Raw genomic sequence first — 17,191 nt, 5'->3', positions numbered from 1 at the left:
TTGACAAATACAGCCTTTTGCACCATTGTGAAACTATCTCCCTGAGGAGGTCGAAATGCAATTCTATCTACGTGTCATGTTTTCCATGATGTTTGCCCTTATACTGGCGGTTTCCGGTTTTGCCCTGGACGTGAAACTCACGGCGGTACAATACCCGGAAAAGGTCGATGTTGATATTCCTTTCACTCACACTGACCGAGCGCCCAACGGTCAACTGGAAGCCGAGGTGACCTACGAGCAGGGGCAGGCAAGGATAGAACTGCAGTTCAAGGACATGAAAGCCCCGGTTCTCTTCGGAGGGGATGTTACGGCGTACGTTCTCTGGGCCGTGACGAGGGATGGAATTGCGGAAAATCTCGGGGAGCTTTACATCGACGAGGGAAGCGGAAAGGCCGAGTATTCCACCGGACAGAAGAATTTTGCCATGATTGTGACGGCTGAGACCCACTTTCTCGTAACTCAACCTTCGGAACTTCTCCTGCACACCTCGGAACCCGCTGACAACAAGCGAGCCTCCAACTCAACGTTTATTTTCAGCGGATTTGCGCCCGCGCCGGATCATGACCTGGAGAGCATCGCTCACTTTGAATACAAGGGAGACATGCCCCTCGAACTGATGCAGGCGGAAAAAACTTACGCACTGGCAGAGGAGAACGATGCGCTCACCTACGCCAGCGATATTATGAGGGACGCGAAGATCACCCTGGCCCAGGCCCGGGGATTATCCAAAGAAAAAAGAAACCGGAAGGGGATGGTGGACTACGCACGCAGGAGTGTGGCCTTGAGTTCCGAAGCGATTCGAATTACGGAACGTAAGATCGAAGCCGAACGCCTCGCCGAAGAAATCGCACGGCGCAGGGCGGAAATGGAAGCCCTGCAGAGCAAGGTGGAGCAAGCCCAGGCGGCCCGGGAAACCGCGGAACAGCAGAAGGCTCAATTGCTTGAGGACATGTCCAACCTGAGCCGGGAGATCCAGAGTGTCCGGGAAGAGCGCGAAAGCCTTGCCGAGCGAGTTACCGAGGCACAGGCCGCCGTAAATAATTTGAAGGAAGAACAAGCTTCCATCGGGCTTGCCATGGAGCAGCTTCGGGAATCCAAGGCGGAACTCGAGTCACAGAAAGCGGACCTCGAGGCCTCCATGGTCAACCTTGAAGAACGGATGAACTCCCTGAAAGAAGAGAAAGCGAAGCTCTCTCAACGTCTGGAGGGTGCACTGAAGATGGTGGCCGACACGAACCAGTCCGCACGCGGGCTTATCGTCAACCTGCCGGATATCCTCTTCGATTTCAATAAGGCTACGCTGAAGGACCCTGCAAAAATTACTCTGGCCAAACTGGCCGGGATCCTTATCATCATGCCGGAATTGAACCTCAGAGTCGAAGGTCACACGGATTCCATCGGCACAAAGGAGTACAACCTGAAGCTTTCGGAGCAGCGGGCCGACTCGGTTCTTCAATTCCTGAAGGAGCAGGGAGTGGATGCCGGACGCATGATCGCGGCCGGCTACGGCATGGAAAGGCCACGGGCTGACAACGCCACCGATGAAGGAAGAGCCAAAAACCGCCGGGTCGAAATCGTCATCGCGGAAGGCGTAGTCCAGGAAGCCCAGCCCTGAATTGGGGTCAGGTCTTGAAATGCAACATTTATGATAAAATGTCGGCATGGCGAGACCTTTACGTGTTGAATATCCAGGTGCGGTTTATCACGTTTTTTCAAGAGGTGTAGCAAAAGAACCTATCTTTTTGGACGATAAAGATCGAAAACGCTTCCTTTACGTTCTCGAAACAGCCGTAGAACGTTTTAACTTTCTGATCCATGCGTATTGTCTGATGGATAATCACTACCATCTGCTTATTGAAACACCTGAAGCCAACATTTCAAGAGCTATAAGACATATTAATGGTGTGTATGGGCAAGGATTCAACCGCAGATATGAAAGAGTCGGGCCAGTTTTTCAGGGTCGGTTTAAGGCATGCCTCATCGATAAAAATGCGTACCTTCTTGAAGTCAGCCGTTATATTGTTCTAAACCCTGTCCGGGCCAAACTAGTTGAGGAGCCAGAAGCATGGAGATGGAGCAGCTTTCGAGCTATGGTAGGCAAAGGTTCTTTTCCAGTTTGGCTCACTACGCATTGGATATTACAGGTTATGGGAGGGAAGACTCCTGAGGAAGCGCAGAGTCGTTTCCGAACTTTTGTTCAAGAGGGAATGAAAACGGGTACGATAGAACTGGAAAAGAAGATGAAAGGACCGATACTGGGAGGTAAAGATTTTGTACGGCATGTTGGTCAGCTTTTAGGTGAAAAGAAAAAATGGAAGGAAATTCCACGATCGCAGCGCTTTGTCGGACGACCAGACCTGGATAGTATATTCAATGAAATGAAATCAAAATCAGATCGGAATCAGGCTGTGATTAGAGCGTATTTCCAGCACGGATACTCAATGAAGGAAATCGCAGATTATCTTAATCTCCATTATGCAACGATAAGTCGAGTCATTAGTCGAGAAAAAATGTCGTAATTCAAGACCTGACCCTGGAGTGGAGAAGGCGGCCGGTACGGTCGTAGGATTGAATCGTCCATGTTCCGTTCATGTCACGGGCCTTTCTAACCTCAGTCGTTCCGTCTTCCAGGGGATTCCGATAGAGAGCCCGAACGATATATCCTTCTTTATCCAGCTCGTGGACTTCGAGGAGATCCCTCCCTTCCCTCACTTCAATGCGTAACGGGTGATCCTGATCATCCAGGATAAGGTAGCGTCTGCCATGCGGCTCATCCAACTCTTCAGTCGAAAGGGGCTTTGTATAATCTGCAGGATCAGTATACGAAAGGTTTACGTCCAGCCCATCCATTCGTATCCAGCCTGGCACGGTAAGTTCCCTTTGAGCAACGATATCCGGTTCGAGAATGAATATCGCGTGAACCGTTGCCTCTTCTCGTAACAAATGGATGTCCACCCGGTCTCCCCATGTAAATGAAGCCAGATGAAGCCGAAGGTCCGTCAGGGAGTCGAAGGTATTACCGTTGACATCCAGGAATCGGTCTCCCCGTTCGACACCCGCCCGGTCCGCGAGGGAATCGGGAGTGACCCAACTGACCGTAATGTTCCCATCCGACTCCCGCAGGGAAACCCCGTACGTGGGGAGGGCTTCGTACTCTCCCGGGTTCGTGAAGATCCCGGCGATGTCGGCGACACCACGGGAAAAGAGGGCTTTCGGGGCGTCGGAACCATATCCTCCCATTCCCGTGGGGTGACCCCGCAGGGTGATTTCGGGATCCGGCACGGGAGCAGTGACCGGAACGAAAGACAGGACAGGAATGCTGATCCTTCTCCATTCCGACTCTTCTTTAAGCCTTCGTGGAATCCCCAGGCCGTGAATGACATGGCCCGACCCGACAATGACAACCATGGTCCTGTCCTCTATCAGGTTGTCCAGAATGGAGCGGGCCATGATCGTGTCCCATGTCACCTGGGCGGCGTACATGCGGGATAGCCAGTCGGGGGGCATGGAAGGGCCGCTCTCTCCAAAGAAGAGGCTGACGAGAAAACGGTGACCCGGAGCGGCATCGACCCTGATTTTCCCAAGTTCCTTCCTCTCATTTTCGTCCAGTCCTTCCAGGCCTTTTCTCGCTACGGAATTGATGAGTGAACGATCGACATTGAGTCCGACGACGGGGATGCCGTTATTTTTTGCGCTTTCCATTACCGGGCGATAATAACCAAAGGGATAACCGCCCCGGTCGTACCAGCCCGATTCGCGAAGGAAAAATTCTTCATTCATCTCTCCGGATATCCACTTCTTCAGCACATCGCCATCGTCCCGCTGGAAGAATTCCATTCCCAGGATCAGGGGTATTCCCCGCTCGGCCAGGGCATCCAGAATCTTACCCTGGAGGATATGCTGCTCCATGTTTGTATGCTCCTCGCCCAGGAGAATGATACGCGCCTGAGCCATAATATCCACCATCTCGTCGAAGGTGAGTTCCTTTCCCGTACGGCAGTCCACATAGGTTCCTGCAGGCGCCGCGGCCAGGGAAAAGGCTCGGCCGGGATCCCCCAGCGTGAGGAGAGCGATTTCGTCTTCTGCATCGGCAGAAAGTCCGGTGGAAACGAAAGCCATGGCTGCAACCATCAGAGAGAAAAGAAGAACTCGCATCATTACCTCCAGTAAAAGGAATCTCGCCCCATTATCGCAGATGCTTCGGGAAGACCGAGGATCAGGATTCTGGCGGCTGGGATTGCTGAACCTTGTCTTTTCGGGAACGCCAGAGGACACCCCACGGAAAGAAATAAACCACGAGAAGGGGATAGAGGAGGGCATCTTTCAAACCTGCGGCAGCGGCAAAGGCGAAGACAAAGATCATGATGTGCATTCGGACGACATTGATGTAGGGCTTGAACATGAAATTACCACCTTCGTGGTTCCACGCTCGAATATAATCCGGAATCCTGGAAAGCGCGCTGAAGGCGACAAAGGGCCAATACCGAAGAAATGAAATCTGAACAAGGGAGAGAAAGTGCTCGAAGGTTCCCTCGATTGTTTTGCCGAATGGAGATTCCTGGAGTATGGGAAAAAAACCGTTGAGAAAAATTCCGTGTACGAAATGAAAGCCGACGAAGTGAATCGTGAAGAAACCGAAGAGAAAGAGGGCAAAGGGGAGAACGATAAGGGTGCGGGGAATCAGGGCGCCCGGGTCGGGACACCAGGACCAGGCCGGCCGGTCCCGCAGCATACCGCCTATACCCAGAAGGGTGCTGAGTCCAACAAGGAGAACGATCCAGAAGGTGATCATGTGAAACCCGATCATGAAGATTGCAACGAAGAGGACAAAGATATTCATGGGAAGAGCCTGAATGGCCCGGGGAGCCCCTGCTGGTACCTTCGGACTTTTGCCGGGACCGATCATCGTTCCGGGATCGCCGCGCAGGATCATGGAGGCGATGGGAACCATGAGGAAGGAATAACCCAGCGTCAGGCTTGAGATCCAGAGACTCCAGACGAGATCGGTGACCTCCCAGTGGTTCACAACCGCCAGGCTTACTGTCGCGACAAAGAGGAGTACGTCGAGAGAGTAGGAATGCGCCTTCATGGTGTGAGGAAAAGCATACCACAGTCATTGTCTATCAGTGGGTTTAGTTTATTATCCTAAATGCTATCAGTTGGTTGAGAGCAATATATCATGTAATGGTTTAAGAAATACTCTTTCGATTTTCTGCTGAGTACACAGCTGATAATGCGATCGGGAATGGTATGATATATCGACAGGATATTTAAGTGATCCATTCTAAAAGGGAGGCTCTCATGATCAAGGAATTCAAGGAATTCGCCATGCGGGGTAACGTGATGGACATGGCCATCGGCATCATCCTGGGCGCGGCTTTCGGGAAGATCATTTCGTCTTTCGTGAATGACATCCTGATGCCGCCTCTTGGGAAATTGATTGGCGGAGTCGATTTCTCCAACCTCTTTATCAGCCTTTCGGGAGGAGAGTACGCGACACTGGATGCCGCGAAAGAAGCCGGTGCCGCGACGATCAACTACGGGATCTTCATCAATACCGTTTTGGATTTTCTGATTGTAGCCTTCGCTATCTTTCTTGTCGTGCGTCAAATGAATCGCCTGAAACGGAAGGAAGAAGCACCTCCTGCCGAACCCACGACGAAGGCATGCCCGAAATGCTGCACGGATATTCCCATTAAGGCCGTCCGGTGTCCTCACTGTACCTCTGAATTACATGCTGCCTGATTAGAACAAAGGAGAAAATGATAATGGAACTTCTTCAATTATTGTCTCAAAACCTTGGTGTAAGTGAATCTCAGGCGAAGGGTGGAGCCGGCCTGATTTTCGAGCTGGTAAAGGATAAGCTGTCCGATCATGAATTTTCACAGGTTGCATCTGCCGTTCCTGGTGTCGATCAGCTGATTAAGGCCGCACCTAAAAGCTCTGGACTGGGAGGTATGCTGGGTGGGTTGGCCGGAAAGATGAGGGGTGATCTCGGTTCTCTAGGTCAGCTGGCCAGTTTAGCAGGCGGTTTTAAAAGTTTGCACCTTGATGCGGATATGATTGGTAAGTTTGTTCCTGTAATCCTTTCTTTTGTTCAGAGTAAAGGAGGGAATACTGTGAAATCAATGCTCGAGGGAGTCCTTAAATGAAACCATTGAAACTCATTTTCGGAATTCTTTTGCTGATAGGTTTTGCAGGCTCCATCTCACTCCGGGCCGATGAAGGCTGGACGGGAGACATTGGTTTTGGTCTGGCCATGGCAAGAGGGAACTCGGATTCTTCCAACGTTTCCTTCAGCTTCAACGCCAACAGGGATTTAACTCCCGTCCTTCACTGGAAAAACAACCTTTACACCATCTACAGCGAGAAGGACGGTGAGAAGACAACGGACACCATGGGTCTTTCCACGAAACTGGAATGGAACCACACCGAGAGGACTTTCAGCTACTATGAGCTTCAGGCCCTCCGGGACTACTTCAAAGATTACGAATACAGCCTGAGGCCCGGAATCGGGATCGGTTTCGTTGCGATGACAACGCCGACGAAAAAGCTGTCGTTCTTCGGCGGTCTGACGCAGGTCTACACAAAGTACAGATCCACCGGTGAAACGAAGGATTTTACGGGATTAAAGCTTGGAAATGAATTTACCTGGAAAGTTTCTGAGACTTCGGAATTCAGGCAGAAGCTTGAAATCATCCCGGAAATTTCGGATATGAGCAACTATCTGGCGAAGCTGGAACTGGGTCTCACCGCAAACATCACCCAGAGCTGGGCTCTGACTGCGACCCTCCTGGACAATTACGATTCCGAGCCCCCTGATCCCACTTTGAAAAAGAACGACATGAATATCATGGTGGGACTATCCAGGAAATTTTGATCATTCGTACAAACCGATCTCTGCCGTAATACTCCGGGAGGGTACAATAGAACCTAGATTATAAGGTTCAGGACTGGAGGTCACCATGCAGGATTTTGAACGGCTCGGACTCTTTTATCTTGGCCGGGAGGTCTCTCCCGAAGGCAGGAAAGATACGGAGAACCTGATCCTCTACGATGCCCGGGATCTGGTGACTCACGCAGTCTGTGTCGGAATGACCGGAAGTGGAAAGACCGGCCTGGGAGTGACCCTCCTGGAAGAAGCCGCTATTGATGGAATTCCTTCCATTGTCATCGATCCGAAAGGCGACATGGCCAACCTCATGCTTACCTTTCCCCGGTTAACCGGAGAAGATTTTTCTGCCTGGGTCGATCCCGGGGAAGCAGCCCGAAAAAATATGTCTGCACCCGAGTATGCAAAGGAGCAGGCAGAAACCTGGAAGAAGGGACTTGCCTCCTGGGGTCAGGATGGAGACCGGATTCTTCGCTTTGAATCGTCAGTGGAAAGAGTCCTTTACACTCCGGGAAGCAGTTCGGGTATTCCCCTGTCCATTCTTCATTCCTTTGCCGTTCCCGAAGGAGATATTCTGCGGGATGGGGATCTCTTTTCCGAAAGGGTCACTGCCACGGTGACCGGTCTGCTCAACCTTCTCGGGATTGAGGCTGATCCGATCCGAAGCCCGGAATTCATCTTCCTTTCCACTTTCATTTCAACCTCCTGGAAGTCCGGCAGGAGCCTTGACCTGGCCGCTCTCATTGAAGGTGTACAGCACCCTCCCTTCACCCGTCTCGGTGTCTTTGAGCTGGAGGCTTTTTATCCGGCAAAAGATCGATTTGAACTGGCAACCCGGCTCAACGGACTCCTGGCATCCCCCGACTTCTCCTCCTGGCTGGAGGGACCTCCCCTCGATGTGCGGAATCTTCTGTGGAATCCATCAGGGAAGCCGCGAATGTCCATTCTTTCCATTGCCCATTTGAATGATGCGGAACGCATGTTCTTTGTGACCCTCCTCCTGACGCAGATCGTGGGGTGGATGCGAAGCCAATCCGGCACGGGAAGCCTCCGGGCCATTCTCTATATGGACGAAGTCTTCGGTTACCTTCCTCCCGTGGCCAACCCACCCTCCAAGCCGCTCTTTCTGACCCTCCTGAAACAGGCCCGGGCGTACGGCCTGGGACTGGTCCTGGCGACACAGAATCCCGCCGATCTTGATTACAAGGCCCTTTCCAATGCAGGGACCTGGTTCATCGGAAGGCTCCAGACCGAACGGGATAAAACCCGCCTTCTCGATGGTCTGGAAGGGGTTCGTGCTTCGGAAGGGGGCCGATATGACCGGCAGAGTCTTGATGGTCTGATTTCCGGACTCGGTAAGCGCGTCTTTCTCATGAACAACATCCATGAGGAGGAGCCCGTTCTGTTCCAGACTCGGTGGGCACTTTCCTACCTGCGGGGTCCCATGACCCGGGAAGAACTCCGAACCCTGACACAGAACATTTCCGTAACCCCTGAACCGGTTGGAAAGGTTATATTGCCGGAGAAACCGGCACCTCCCCCAGGTCCCGAAGGAATGTCCCGGCCCTCCCTTGATCCGGCCATTCCCCAGGTCTTTCTTCCTCCAAAGGGACAATTCCAGGGATCAACCGTTACCTATGCTCCCTCGCTCGTGGCTTCGGGAAGCATCTATTACGCCGATGGGAAGGCCGGAGTAGCTCTGGAGCACCCAGTCTTCCTCCTGACCGAGATTCCCGACGAACCCTCCATGCCTGACTGGGAAAAGGCCCGGGCCATGGAGATGAAGGAGGAAGATCTGCTTGGAGAACCTGAGGATGGTGCCCGGTTTCTGTCACTGCCTTCCGGGGCATCGGATCGACGCGCCTATCCTGTATGGGAGCGGGACTGCATGGACTGGCTTTACAGGAATGCAGTCCTGACCTTAAAGAAAAATCCGACCCTGGGATTGATTTCCAGACCCGGAGAATCTGAAAGTGACTTTCTCATTCGTCAGATGCATGCCCTTAGGGAGTGGACCGATCGTCAGATGGATGAGTTGCGGAGAAAGTTCGATGTAAAGCGAAACAGCCTCGAAAACAAGATCCAGCGCACCCGGGCAAGGGTTGAGCGGGAAAAGGATCAGGCCGGAAACCAGAAGGTCCAGACCGCCATTTCCCTGGGTGCGACTCTTCTGGGTGCTCTCATGGGGAGAAAGAAGATCAGTACGACAACTCTTGGACGTGCCACAACAGCGGCCCGGGGGATGAGCCGGTCAAGAAAAGAGGCCCAGGACGTAAAGCAGGCGGAGAAAGAGCTGGAAGACGCCCGCAAAGATCTTCAGGATCTCGAAAATGAATTGACATCCCGGATTGACGAAATTCGAAAGATGGGTGAACAGTCCCTCTCCGAGCTGGAGTCCTATGAAGTTCGTCCTCTTAAAAAGAATATATCCATACGGACACTGGCTCTGGCCTGGATTCCGCGGTAACGGGAAAAGATTCGATTACCAGGAAGGTGAATCGTTCAGGAAAGCGGTGGCCTGATCCGCGGTCATCGGGGGCGAAAAATAGTGTCCCTGCGCAAAATCGCATGTGAATTCACGGAGGCGGGAAAGGTGATCGGGAGTCTCCACGCCTTCCGCCATGACCGTCATCGTCAGGTTGTGGGCCAGAGTGACGATTGTCTTAACGATTTCCACCTTCTCATGCCCCATTCCCATGCGCGAGACAAAGGATCGATCGATCTTGAGCGAGTCGATCGGGAAGCGATGGAGATAGCTGAGAGAGGAATACCCGGTTCCGAAATCATCTATATGGAGGTGTATCTCCCTCGTCTTCAGCTGAAGAAAGAGGGCGGCGGCACTCTCCGGATTCCCCATTACCGTACTTTCGGTGATTTCCAGGCCGAGGCTGCTTCCTTCAAGGTGGCTTTCACGGAGGATCGAATCCACGGTTTCGATCAGATCGGATCGTGTGAACTGCTGACTGGAAAGGTTGACGGTGATCATCAGGGGCGGATCCTGCTTATAGGAATCCTGCCACGTGCGTACCTGACGGCATGCTTCCCTTAGAACCCACTGATCGATGGGAATGATGAGCCCCGTTTCTTCAGCATAAGGGATGAACTCCTCCGGAAGGATCATCCCGCGGGTAGGGTGGAGCCAGCGGACCAGAGTTTCGAATCCTATGATTCGCCCCTTCAGAAGATCGACAATCGGCTGGTAATGGATTGCAAATTCTTTACGGTCCACAGCCCGCCTCAAGGAAGTCTCCAGCTCAAGAAGGGCGACGGCGCTTTCATGCATATCTATTTCAAAGAGAACACTTCGGGCGCGGCCCTGGGATTTGGCCTTGAACATGGCCGTATCTGCGTCTCGAAGGATATCCTCTGCACGCTCGTATTTTGCCTGTCCCTGGGCAATCCCGATGCTGACCGAAATAAAAATTTCCTTTCCGTCCAGGTGAAAAGGGGGAGCGAGGGTCTTCAGGATTTCGTCGGCCACCGTGCTCGCCGAATCGATGGACTCGATCCCTTCCACAAGGACGGCAAATTCGTCGCCCCCAGGCCGGGCTACCGTATGCTGCAGTGAAAGAAGATCCTCCAGACGCCTGGCGACGGAGATCAGAAGCTGATCACTCAGTGAATGTCCAAGGCTGTCGTGGATCACCTTAAAACGATCGATATCCAGGTAGAGCAGACCGAAGTTGTGATCAGGATCGCGGCGGAGCCGCTTCAGACAGACCCCCAAACGGTCGAGGAGGAGTGCCCGGTTGGGCAGTCCGGTGAGCGTATCGTACATGGCATCCTTCAGCAGTTTCTCTTCCGCCAATTTTCGATCGGAAATATCCGTCTGGGATCCCGCCATCCGGTTGGGTGTCCCGTCCTCCTTGCGAACGGCAATCCCGCGGGTCAACACCCAGAGATAGAACCCTTCATTGTGGCGAATACGGTGTTCACTGGTCAGGCTCGAGGTTGTGCCCTTCAGATGCGCGGTGATCTGCGCGCGAAGGCGATTGATATCGTTGGGATGAACCCGATCCAGCCATGTTTCAATTTTTTGCAGACCGGTAAGTTCAGGAAGTCCAAGCATCTGAAACCAGCGGGGAGAATAGTAGACTTCTCCGGTTTCCAGGTTCCAGTCCCAGAGGCCGTCATTGGCTCCCCTGGCAGCCAGAGCATACCGTTCTTCGCTCTCAGCCAGAGCCTGAAGAGTGCTTGTGTGCTTCAACGCATAACGGATGGCACGTTCCAGGGTTTGAGCGTCGATAGTTCCCTTGACGAGATAGTCAGCGGCACCCATTTTCATGGCTTCCAGATCGACGTCCCGGTCTCCCTGGCCAGTTAATAGGATGACGGGAGCTTTCAGGCCTCGTCCGAGAGCCTCACGGAGAAGATCAAGCCCGGTCCGGGCTCCCAGCCTGTAATCGAGAAGACAGATTTCGTACAATTGTTTTTCAATCTGGATAAGTCCTTCATCGTAGGAGTCGACCCACGATAGATGATAACGCTCCGGATCGACTTCACGAAGGAGATCCCGGGTGATGATGAAATCGTCTTCATCATCATCAATGAGAAGAACCCGGATCTCGATGTCGCTCATGCCTGGGCGTTCTTTCCGACCGGGAGTTCTACAATTTGAAGCCAGTACTGGCCCAGAGTTTTCATGACATCTACCAGAGCTTCAAAGGTGACCGGTTTGGTAATAAAGCTGTTAGCCCCCAGGTCGTAGGTTCGGAAGATATCCTCCTCCTCCTTTGACGTGGTCAGGATCACAATTGGGATCTGTCTCAGGGAGGGATCGGCCTTGATGGCCTTCAGGGCTTCCCGGCCGTCCATGCGCGGCATGTTTAGGTCCAGGAGAATGAGCCCGGGCCGGGGGGATTTCACGGAGTCCTGAAACTTTCCTCGGCGATAGAGATAATCCATGAGTTCTTCCCCGTCTTCGACGCAGTAGAAATCGTTCGCCAGACGGCTCTCTGCCAGGGCTTCCCGGGTCAACATCCTGTCGTCGGGATCGTCCTCCGCCATAAGAATTGTGATGGGTAGCTGGTTGGGTTTCATATATTTCCTCCCTTCGGCTGGGTCAGGGGAAGTCGAACAATGAATGTGGACCCCTGACCTTCACGGCTTATGGCCGTAATGTCTCCTCCATGCCGTTCCGCGATCTTCCTGCAGATGGCAAGTCCGATTCCCGTTCCCGGGTAATCTTTTCGGGAATGGAGACGTTGAAAGACGGTAAAGATGCGATCGAGGTATTTTTCGTCGAACCCGATCCCATTGTCCTCGATGGACAGTTCAACCATCGGGTCTCCTGAGTGGTGAAGTCCTTCCAGGGTTTTGGCGCGGATGTGAATGATCGGTGGGGTATCATTCCGGGTGAACTTGAGGGCATTCCCTATGAGGTTTTGTAAAAGCTGTCGAATCTGAGACGGATCGGCCTCGATGGCCGGGAGAGCATCCCGCTCCACCCGGGCCCCCGCCTCCTCGATCCGGATCTCAAGATCGGCAAGAACCTCGTCCGCGATGCGCGCAAGTTCGACGCGTACAAAGGGCTGAGCACGGCTGGTCACCCGGGAGTAGGCCAGAAGGTCATTGATCAGCCTCTGCATTCGTTCGGCCGCCCCCTGCATTCGCTCCAGGTAGTCCCGCCCCGGGTCGTCCAGTTTTTCTTCCAGCCTGGCACGCAGACGATCGCCGAAGGCCTGGACCTTCCGCAAAGGTTCCTGGAGGTCATGAGAGGCAATGTAGGCAAAATTCTCAAGGTCCCGGTTACTTCGCTCCAGTTCATTGGCATAAAGTCTGAGTGTTGCCTGTTGATCCCGCAATCGTCTCTGGGTTTCAATCTGTTCGGTGACGTCCCTCAAGATTCCCAGAAGCGCAGGTCGGTCATTCCAGACAATGTCACTGACACTTGCTTCAAAATCGAAAATCTGTCCCTGTTTTGAAATGCCGCGAAAAGTAAATCGTTGTGGAATGGCATCTTCTTCCTGCTTTTTCTGGATCAGTTCCGAAATGAGCGCTTTGCTTTCCGGAGCGATCAGTTCGAGAGGATCCATGGATTCCAGATCGCCGCGACGGACGGAATAACCGAAGTATTCCTCAAATTTAGGGTTGGCAAAAACAAAATGTCGGCCCACCATGACAAAGAGAGCGTCATTGGACTGTTCGATAATATGTCGAATTCGATCTTCACTCAGGCTGAGCTGGTTCATGGCCTCGTCAAGATCTGCTTCCCTTCGCTGTATCTGGTTTAACATGGCATTGAACCCATCATAGAGGGCTCCGATTTCATCATCTCCCTTTTTCTCGGCTCGAAGAGAATAGTCACCCACAACCGAAATCCGCCGCGCTATCATTGCAAGATCCAGAATCGGACGCGAAATGACATACCGCATTCGGGCCGCCACCGCAAAGGCAACGGCGAGCAGGAAGCAGATCAAGAGAACCATGATTACGACATAATTACGGATTTTATCCCGTAATTCTTGCGTGGAGGCCTCCAGGTAAAGCGTACCCAGTCGCTCGTTCTGATAAAAGATCGGTTCGATAACGAAGTACCCGCCACCATGAAATCCTGATTGCAGTTCGGAGATCGAGGGAGCACCATGAGAATGGTTCTCGCGGTGGTAGGCGGAAAAGAGCTGATTTTGATCATCGTAGAGGTAGGCGTGCTGAATGGAGGGGAGAGATTTAAGGTTGGACAGAGTTTCCTGGGACCAGCTGCGGTACCGAAATACGAGATCTCTTACACTGTGAATGGCGATGATCTTTGCCGTAAGTTCGGTCGTACGTTTGGTTTCCTTGCGGAATGTGTGCAGATCTCCTGTCATGGTCACAACTGCGCCGATGAGGATACAGATCAATGCCGGAAGAACCATCAGGATCATCAGCTTGCGCTGAATGGAGAGATCCGGAAAACCCTTCATGGGATTGAGATTACCTCGAATATGAGGCGGAAGGCAGCCTGATTCGGAACCATGTTCCTCCTTCCCTTACGGGTCCATCATTGCCTTACAAATCCCTTGACTCTATTGTACTGGTCAATCCGATTCCCCGTCAATACGCGGAGTATGCGGCAGAGAGGAATTTCAGGATTCGGAATGAGGTGGATGATTCCGGACTGGAAGAGGGGGCGGATCCGGCGACCGTGATTGCAGGGCTAGAGAGATTCTCTTCAGGGTACTTCTCCAGAAGAAGACCGTGGCTGCAAGGAGCAGAATTGTTCCCGGAATCCACAGATGAAGAAGAAAATTAAAGAGTGCGTGAAAAGCTATACCAAGCAGAAGGCCCCCGCCGAGCGTAACGGTGCGGGAAGATTCGGGACGGCACCGGGACATGCCATAGGCAAACCCCCACATGGAAGACCAGAGGGCATGTCCGGGCACCGTGAGAACGGCGCGAAAAAAGGCAATCGTTGAAAACGAGGATTCTCCATAGAGTGCTGAGAGGTAAAAAAGATTTTCAATGGATGCGAAACCGAGAGCAGCGGCAGAGGCATATACAATTCCGTCCATGGGTTCATCAAATTCTGATCTTCTGCCGACACAAACGACAACGGACGTGTATTTCATGATCTCTTCCACGACCGGAGCCACGAAAACGGTGGAAATCAGAAACAGGCCCTGAAAGGGCAGCTCAAACAATATGGCGGGCACTGCTGAGAGAATTCCTGCAAAGAAGACCTTCATTACAAGACGCGCCGGTTCCGGTGAAAGTCGGTCGCGGTAGAGGAAATATCCAAGCCAGAAGAGTCCGGGCCCAAAAGATAGTGTCAGGATGAGAATCAGGGTCTTCATGGTTCCTGATAGTATACCCTGCCGGAAAAAGGCCATCATGTGGTATAGTGGACATTCCAGATTGCTGAAAAAAGGAGTTTTTCATGAAAGTACGAACCATTACAGGTGTACTGGTCTGCCTGACGGCCACTCTTCTTCTGGCCGTACCTCAGGAAGCTAAGACCCAGGCCAAAGCTGCCATCAAGATTAACAAAATGATCATCACCGAAGACGATGTTGACATGCAGGTCAACCTTCTTCGGTTTCAGATTGAAAGTTCGGGACGCCAGATCCCCGCCGGCGTTGAAGATACCCTTCGGAAACAGGCCGCGGAGACACTGATTCAAACGGCGATCATGGAACAGGCTGCCAGGGACGCCAATACCGTAGTTCCCGAAGAAGAAATCAAAAAGGAAGTAGACGGAGTCATCCAATCCTTTGGTTCAGAAGAACAATTCGAAAAAGCGCTTCAGGATGCGGGAATTGCAAGGGACCATTTTCTGGCCCAGGTGAGGCGATCTCTTCTGATCGATGCTTTCATTTCGAACAAATACAAGGACGCCGGAATCTCGACCGATGGTGAAGCCAAAGCCTATTATGACGCCAATCCCAATCAGTTTCTTAGACCCGAACAGGTAAAGGCATCTCATATCCTTTTCCGGGTCGCCGAGAATGCTCCGGAAGCGGAGTCGGAAGCCGCCCACAAGAAAGCACAGGATGCCTGCAAACGGGCCAAAGCGGGTGAGGACTTTGCAGAACTGGCCAAAGCACTCTCCGAAGGACCGACGGCTCCCAATGGGGGCGACCTTGGGTACTTCGCGAAGGGCCGAATGGTGCCGGAATTCGATGCTTCCGCGTTTTCCCTTAAGCCTGGAGAAATCTCTGAACCCGTAAAGACCAAGTTCGGCTGGCACGTAATCAAAGTCACCGATCACAGAGACGAGTCCAAGATGGCCTTCGACGAAGTCAAAGACCGCTTAAAGACCTTCCTGGGCAATTCCCGCCTTCGGGAGAAGATCCAGGAATTTATTACGGAGATGAGATCCAAGGCTGAGATTACTTACATGGATGAAAGCCTGAAGCCTCCGGCGGATACAGCGCCCCAGACACCGGCGGCGCAACCAGAAAAATAACGTTTTCTCCCTCTCCGTCATGGAGGGAAGAAAGCCGTACGATCTCCTGTTATCCAACGCAGGATCGTTCTTCCCGGTGGAAGATGATCCTGCGTAATGTTCGTTGAGCGGGAGATTAAACCATGAAAAAGGTCGTTCTCTTTTCGATTCTTCTTGTTATCGGGCTGGCGCTTTCCCAGGTCCTGCCCTTCTTTCTGGCGGACCTGACAGCCCCTGTTCTAAAGGGAATCCAGATACTGACGATGACCTGTCTCGGATTTATCATGATTCACGTCGGATATGAATTCGAGATCGATCGGAGCCGCCTCTCCTCCTACGGCTGGGATTACCTGGTTGCAGCAACCGCAGCCGCCTTTCCCTGGATCTTCTGCACGCTCTATTTTGTTTTCTTCTTTTACGCTCCCGAGCAGTGGGGACAGGGTGCTGTATGGAAAGAATCCCTGCTGGCCGGCAGGTTCGCAGCCCCCACATCGGCCGGGGTTCTCTTTTCCATGATGGCCGCCGCCGGGCTGTCCGCGACCTGGGTCTTTAAAAAGGCGAGAATTCTGGCGATTTTTGACGATCTGGACACCGTGCTGCTCATGATCCCCCTCAAGATGCTGATTGTGGGGATCCGATGGCAGCTGGTTGTGGTGGTCGTCATCATGGGCGGATTGTTATGGGTGGGATGGAAATACCTGCACAGGGTACGAATTCCCGTATCCTGGCCGTGGGTTCTTGGCTATTCTGCAGCGATAACTGCTTTTTCAGAAGCACTTTACCAGTTTTCTAAAATATTGAACGATGTGGTACCGATCCACATCGAAATTCTTCTGCCTGCCTTTGTTGTGGGTGTGATTATGGCCCGGCCCGAGGGACAGAATCCCCATCTTGACGACCAACGGAACGGTCACCAGGAAGGGCCTGAAAGCCCGGAGGAGCAGAAGGTTTCGACCCTGATTTCAGCCATCTTTATGGTTCTTGTCGGGTTATCCATGCCCTCCATGTTTCAGGACGGGGCTGCACCGCTTCCCTGGGGAACGCTTCTCTTTCATGTTGCGATCATCACGGTTCTTTCCAACCTCGGAAAGATGTTTCCCCTGTTGACCTACCGAAAGGAAACCGGCTGGCGAGAAAGGCTTGCCGTGAGCGTGGCCATGTTTCCCAGGGGAGAGGTGGGGGCGGGTGTTCTCCTCATCTCCCTTTCCTATGGAATTGATCCGAGGATCGTATCGGTGGGAATGGTATCCCTCGCGTTGAACCTCTTTCTTACTGGAATTTTTATTGCCGGCGTGAAGGCCCTGGTTGCCCTGCCGAAGGAATCTTGAATGGAATTTATTCCTTCACCTTGTCCTAACGGGAAAGTAAAGATATAAGGTCTGATAATCATAATGAGGCACCCCGAGCATGTAAAATGCTCAAAGCAAACCAAT

14 protein-coding genes are annotated in these 17,191 nt (G+C 52.6%); 8 read left to right on the top strand and 6 right to left on the bottom strand.

Annotated elements, in window-relative coordinates:
- Window positions 1-55: 55 nt before the first annotated feature.
- Both PLD04_09520 and PLD04_09515 read left to right on the top strand, forming a co-directional pair.
- Window positions 56-1,615, top strand: a complete 1,560-nt coding sequence (locus tag PLD04_09520; GenBank protein ID HXK68570.1) for an OmpA family protein — start codon at window positions 56-58, stop codon at window positions 1,613-1,615.
- 46 nt (window positions 1,616-1,661) lie between these two features.
- A complete protein-coding gene (locus tag PLD04_09515) occupies window positions 1,662-2,519 on the top strand; it encodes a transposase (GenBank protein HXK68569.1) in 858 nt (285 codons plus the stop codon).
- Window position 2,520: 1 nt separating this feature from the next.
- On the opposite strand, the gene PLD04_09510 is transcribed toward PLD04_09515, so the two are convergent.
- On the bottom strand, window positions 2,521-4,155 hold the full coding sequence (locus PLD04_09510) for a ChaN family lipoprotein (protein HXK68568.1): 1,635 nt from the start codon (window positions 4,153-4,155) through the stop codon (window positions 2,521-2,523).
- A 61-nt stretch (window positions 4,156-4,216) separates the two neighbouring features.
- Window positions 4,217-5,089: a DUF6498-containing protein gene (locus PLD04_09505; protein ID HXK68567.1), complete on the bottom strand. Its 873-nt coding sequence runs from the start codon at window positions 5,087-5,089 to the stop codon at window positions 4,217-4,219.
- 212 nt (window positions 5,090-5,301) lie between these two features.
- Here PLD04_09505 and mscL point away from each other — a divergent pair, with 212 nt between their 5' ends.
- The 4 genes from mscL to PLD04_09485 all read left to right on the top strand — a co-directional run bounded on the left by mscL (window position 5,302) and on the right by PLD04_09485 (window position 9,359).
- Complete coding sequence (mscL, locus tag PLD04_09500) at window positions 5,302-5,745, top strand: large conductance mechanosensitive channel protein MscL (protein ID HXK68566.1); 444 nt, start codon at window positions 5,302-5,304, stop codon at window positions 5,743-5,745.
- 23 nt (window positions 5,746-5,768) lie between these two features.
- Window positions 5,769-6,152 carry a DUF2780 domain-containing protein gene (locus PLD04_09495; protein HXK68565.1) on the top strand — a complete coding sequence of 128 codons (384 nt, stop codon included), beginning with the start codon at window positions 5,769-5,771 and terminating at the stop codon, window positions 6,150-6,152.
- On the top strand, window positions 6,149-6,880 hold the full coding sequence (locus PLD04_09490; protein ID HXK68564.1) for a DUF481 domain-containing protein: 732 nt from the start codon (window positions 6,149-6,151) through the stop codon (window positions 6,878-6,880). Before PLD04_09495 ends, PLD04_09490 begins: the two co-directional genes overlap by 4 nt.
- Window positions 6,881-6,965: 85 nt before the next feature.
- Window positions 6,966-9,359 (top strand): ATP-binding protein, encoded by a 2,394-nt coding sequence (locus tag PLD04_09485; protein ID HXK68563.1) that lies wholly within the window; start codon window positions 6,966-6,968, stop codon window positions 9,357-9,359.
- A gap of 15 nt (window positions 9,360-9,374) precedes the next feature.
- On the opposite strand, the gene PLD04_09480 is transcribed toward PLD04_09485, so the two are convergent.
- From PLD04_09480 to PLD04_09465, 4 genes are all read right to left on the bottom strand, one after another.
- Window positions 9,375-11,471: an EAL domain-containing protein gene (locus PLD04_09480; protein ID HXK68562.1), complete on the bottom strand. Its 2,097-nt coding sequence runs from the start codon at window positions 11,469-11,471 to the stop codon at window positions 9,375-9,377.
- Window positions 11,468-11,932, bottom strand: coding sequence for a response regulator (locus tag PLD04_09475; protein ID HXK68561.1), 465 nt, complete (start codon window positions 11,930-11,932; stop codon window positions 11,468-11,470). Before PLD04_09475 ends, PLD04_09480 begins: the two co-directional genes overlap by 4 nt.
- Window positions 11,929-13,797 (bottom strand): ATP-binding protein, encoded by a 1,869-nt coding sequence (locus tag PLD04_09470; protein HXK68560.1) that lies wholly within the window; start codon window positions 13,795-13,797, stop codon window positions 11,929-11,931. Before PLD04_09470 ends, PLD04_09475 begins: the two co-directional genes overlap by 4 nt.
- Before the next feature lie 162 nt (window positions 13,798-13,959).
- A complete protein-coding gene (locus PLD04_09465) occupies window positions 13,960-14,667 on the bottom strand; it encodes a PrsW family glutamic-type intramembrane protease (protein HXK68559.1) in 708 nt (235 codons plus the stop codon).
- A gap of 83 nt (window positions 14,668-14,750) precedes the next feature.
- On the opposite strand from PLD04_09465, the gene PLD04_09460 reads away from it, so the two are divergent.
- Both PLD04_09460 and PLD04_09455 read left to right on the top strand, forming a co-directional pair.
- Window positions 14,751-15,779, top strand: a complete 1,029-nt coding sequence (locus PLD04_09460) for a peptidylprolyl isomerase (protein HXK68558.1) — start codon at window positions 14,751-14,753, stop codon at window positions 15,777-15,779.
- Window positions 15,780-15,901: 122 nt separating this feature from the next.
- Window positions 15,902-17,086: a sodium:proton antiporter gene (locus PLD04_09455; GenBank protein HXK68557.1), complete on the top strand. Its 1,185-nt coding sequence runs from the start codon at window positions 15,902-15,904 to the stop codon at window positions 17,084-17,086.
- Window positions 17,087-17,191: the final 105 nt, after the last annotated feature.

It is taken from the genome of Thermoanaerobaculia bacterium, from assembly GCA_035593605.1.
In the GTDB taxonomy this organism is placed as follows: domain Bacteria; phylum Acidobacteriota; class Thermoanaerobaculia; order UBA2201; family DAOSWS01; genus DAOSWS01.
Note: the sequence above shows the minus strand (reverse complement) of the source record. Positions and strands in the feature narration are given on the sequence as shown.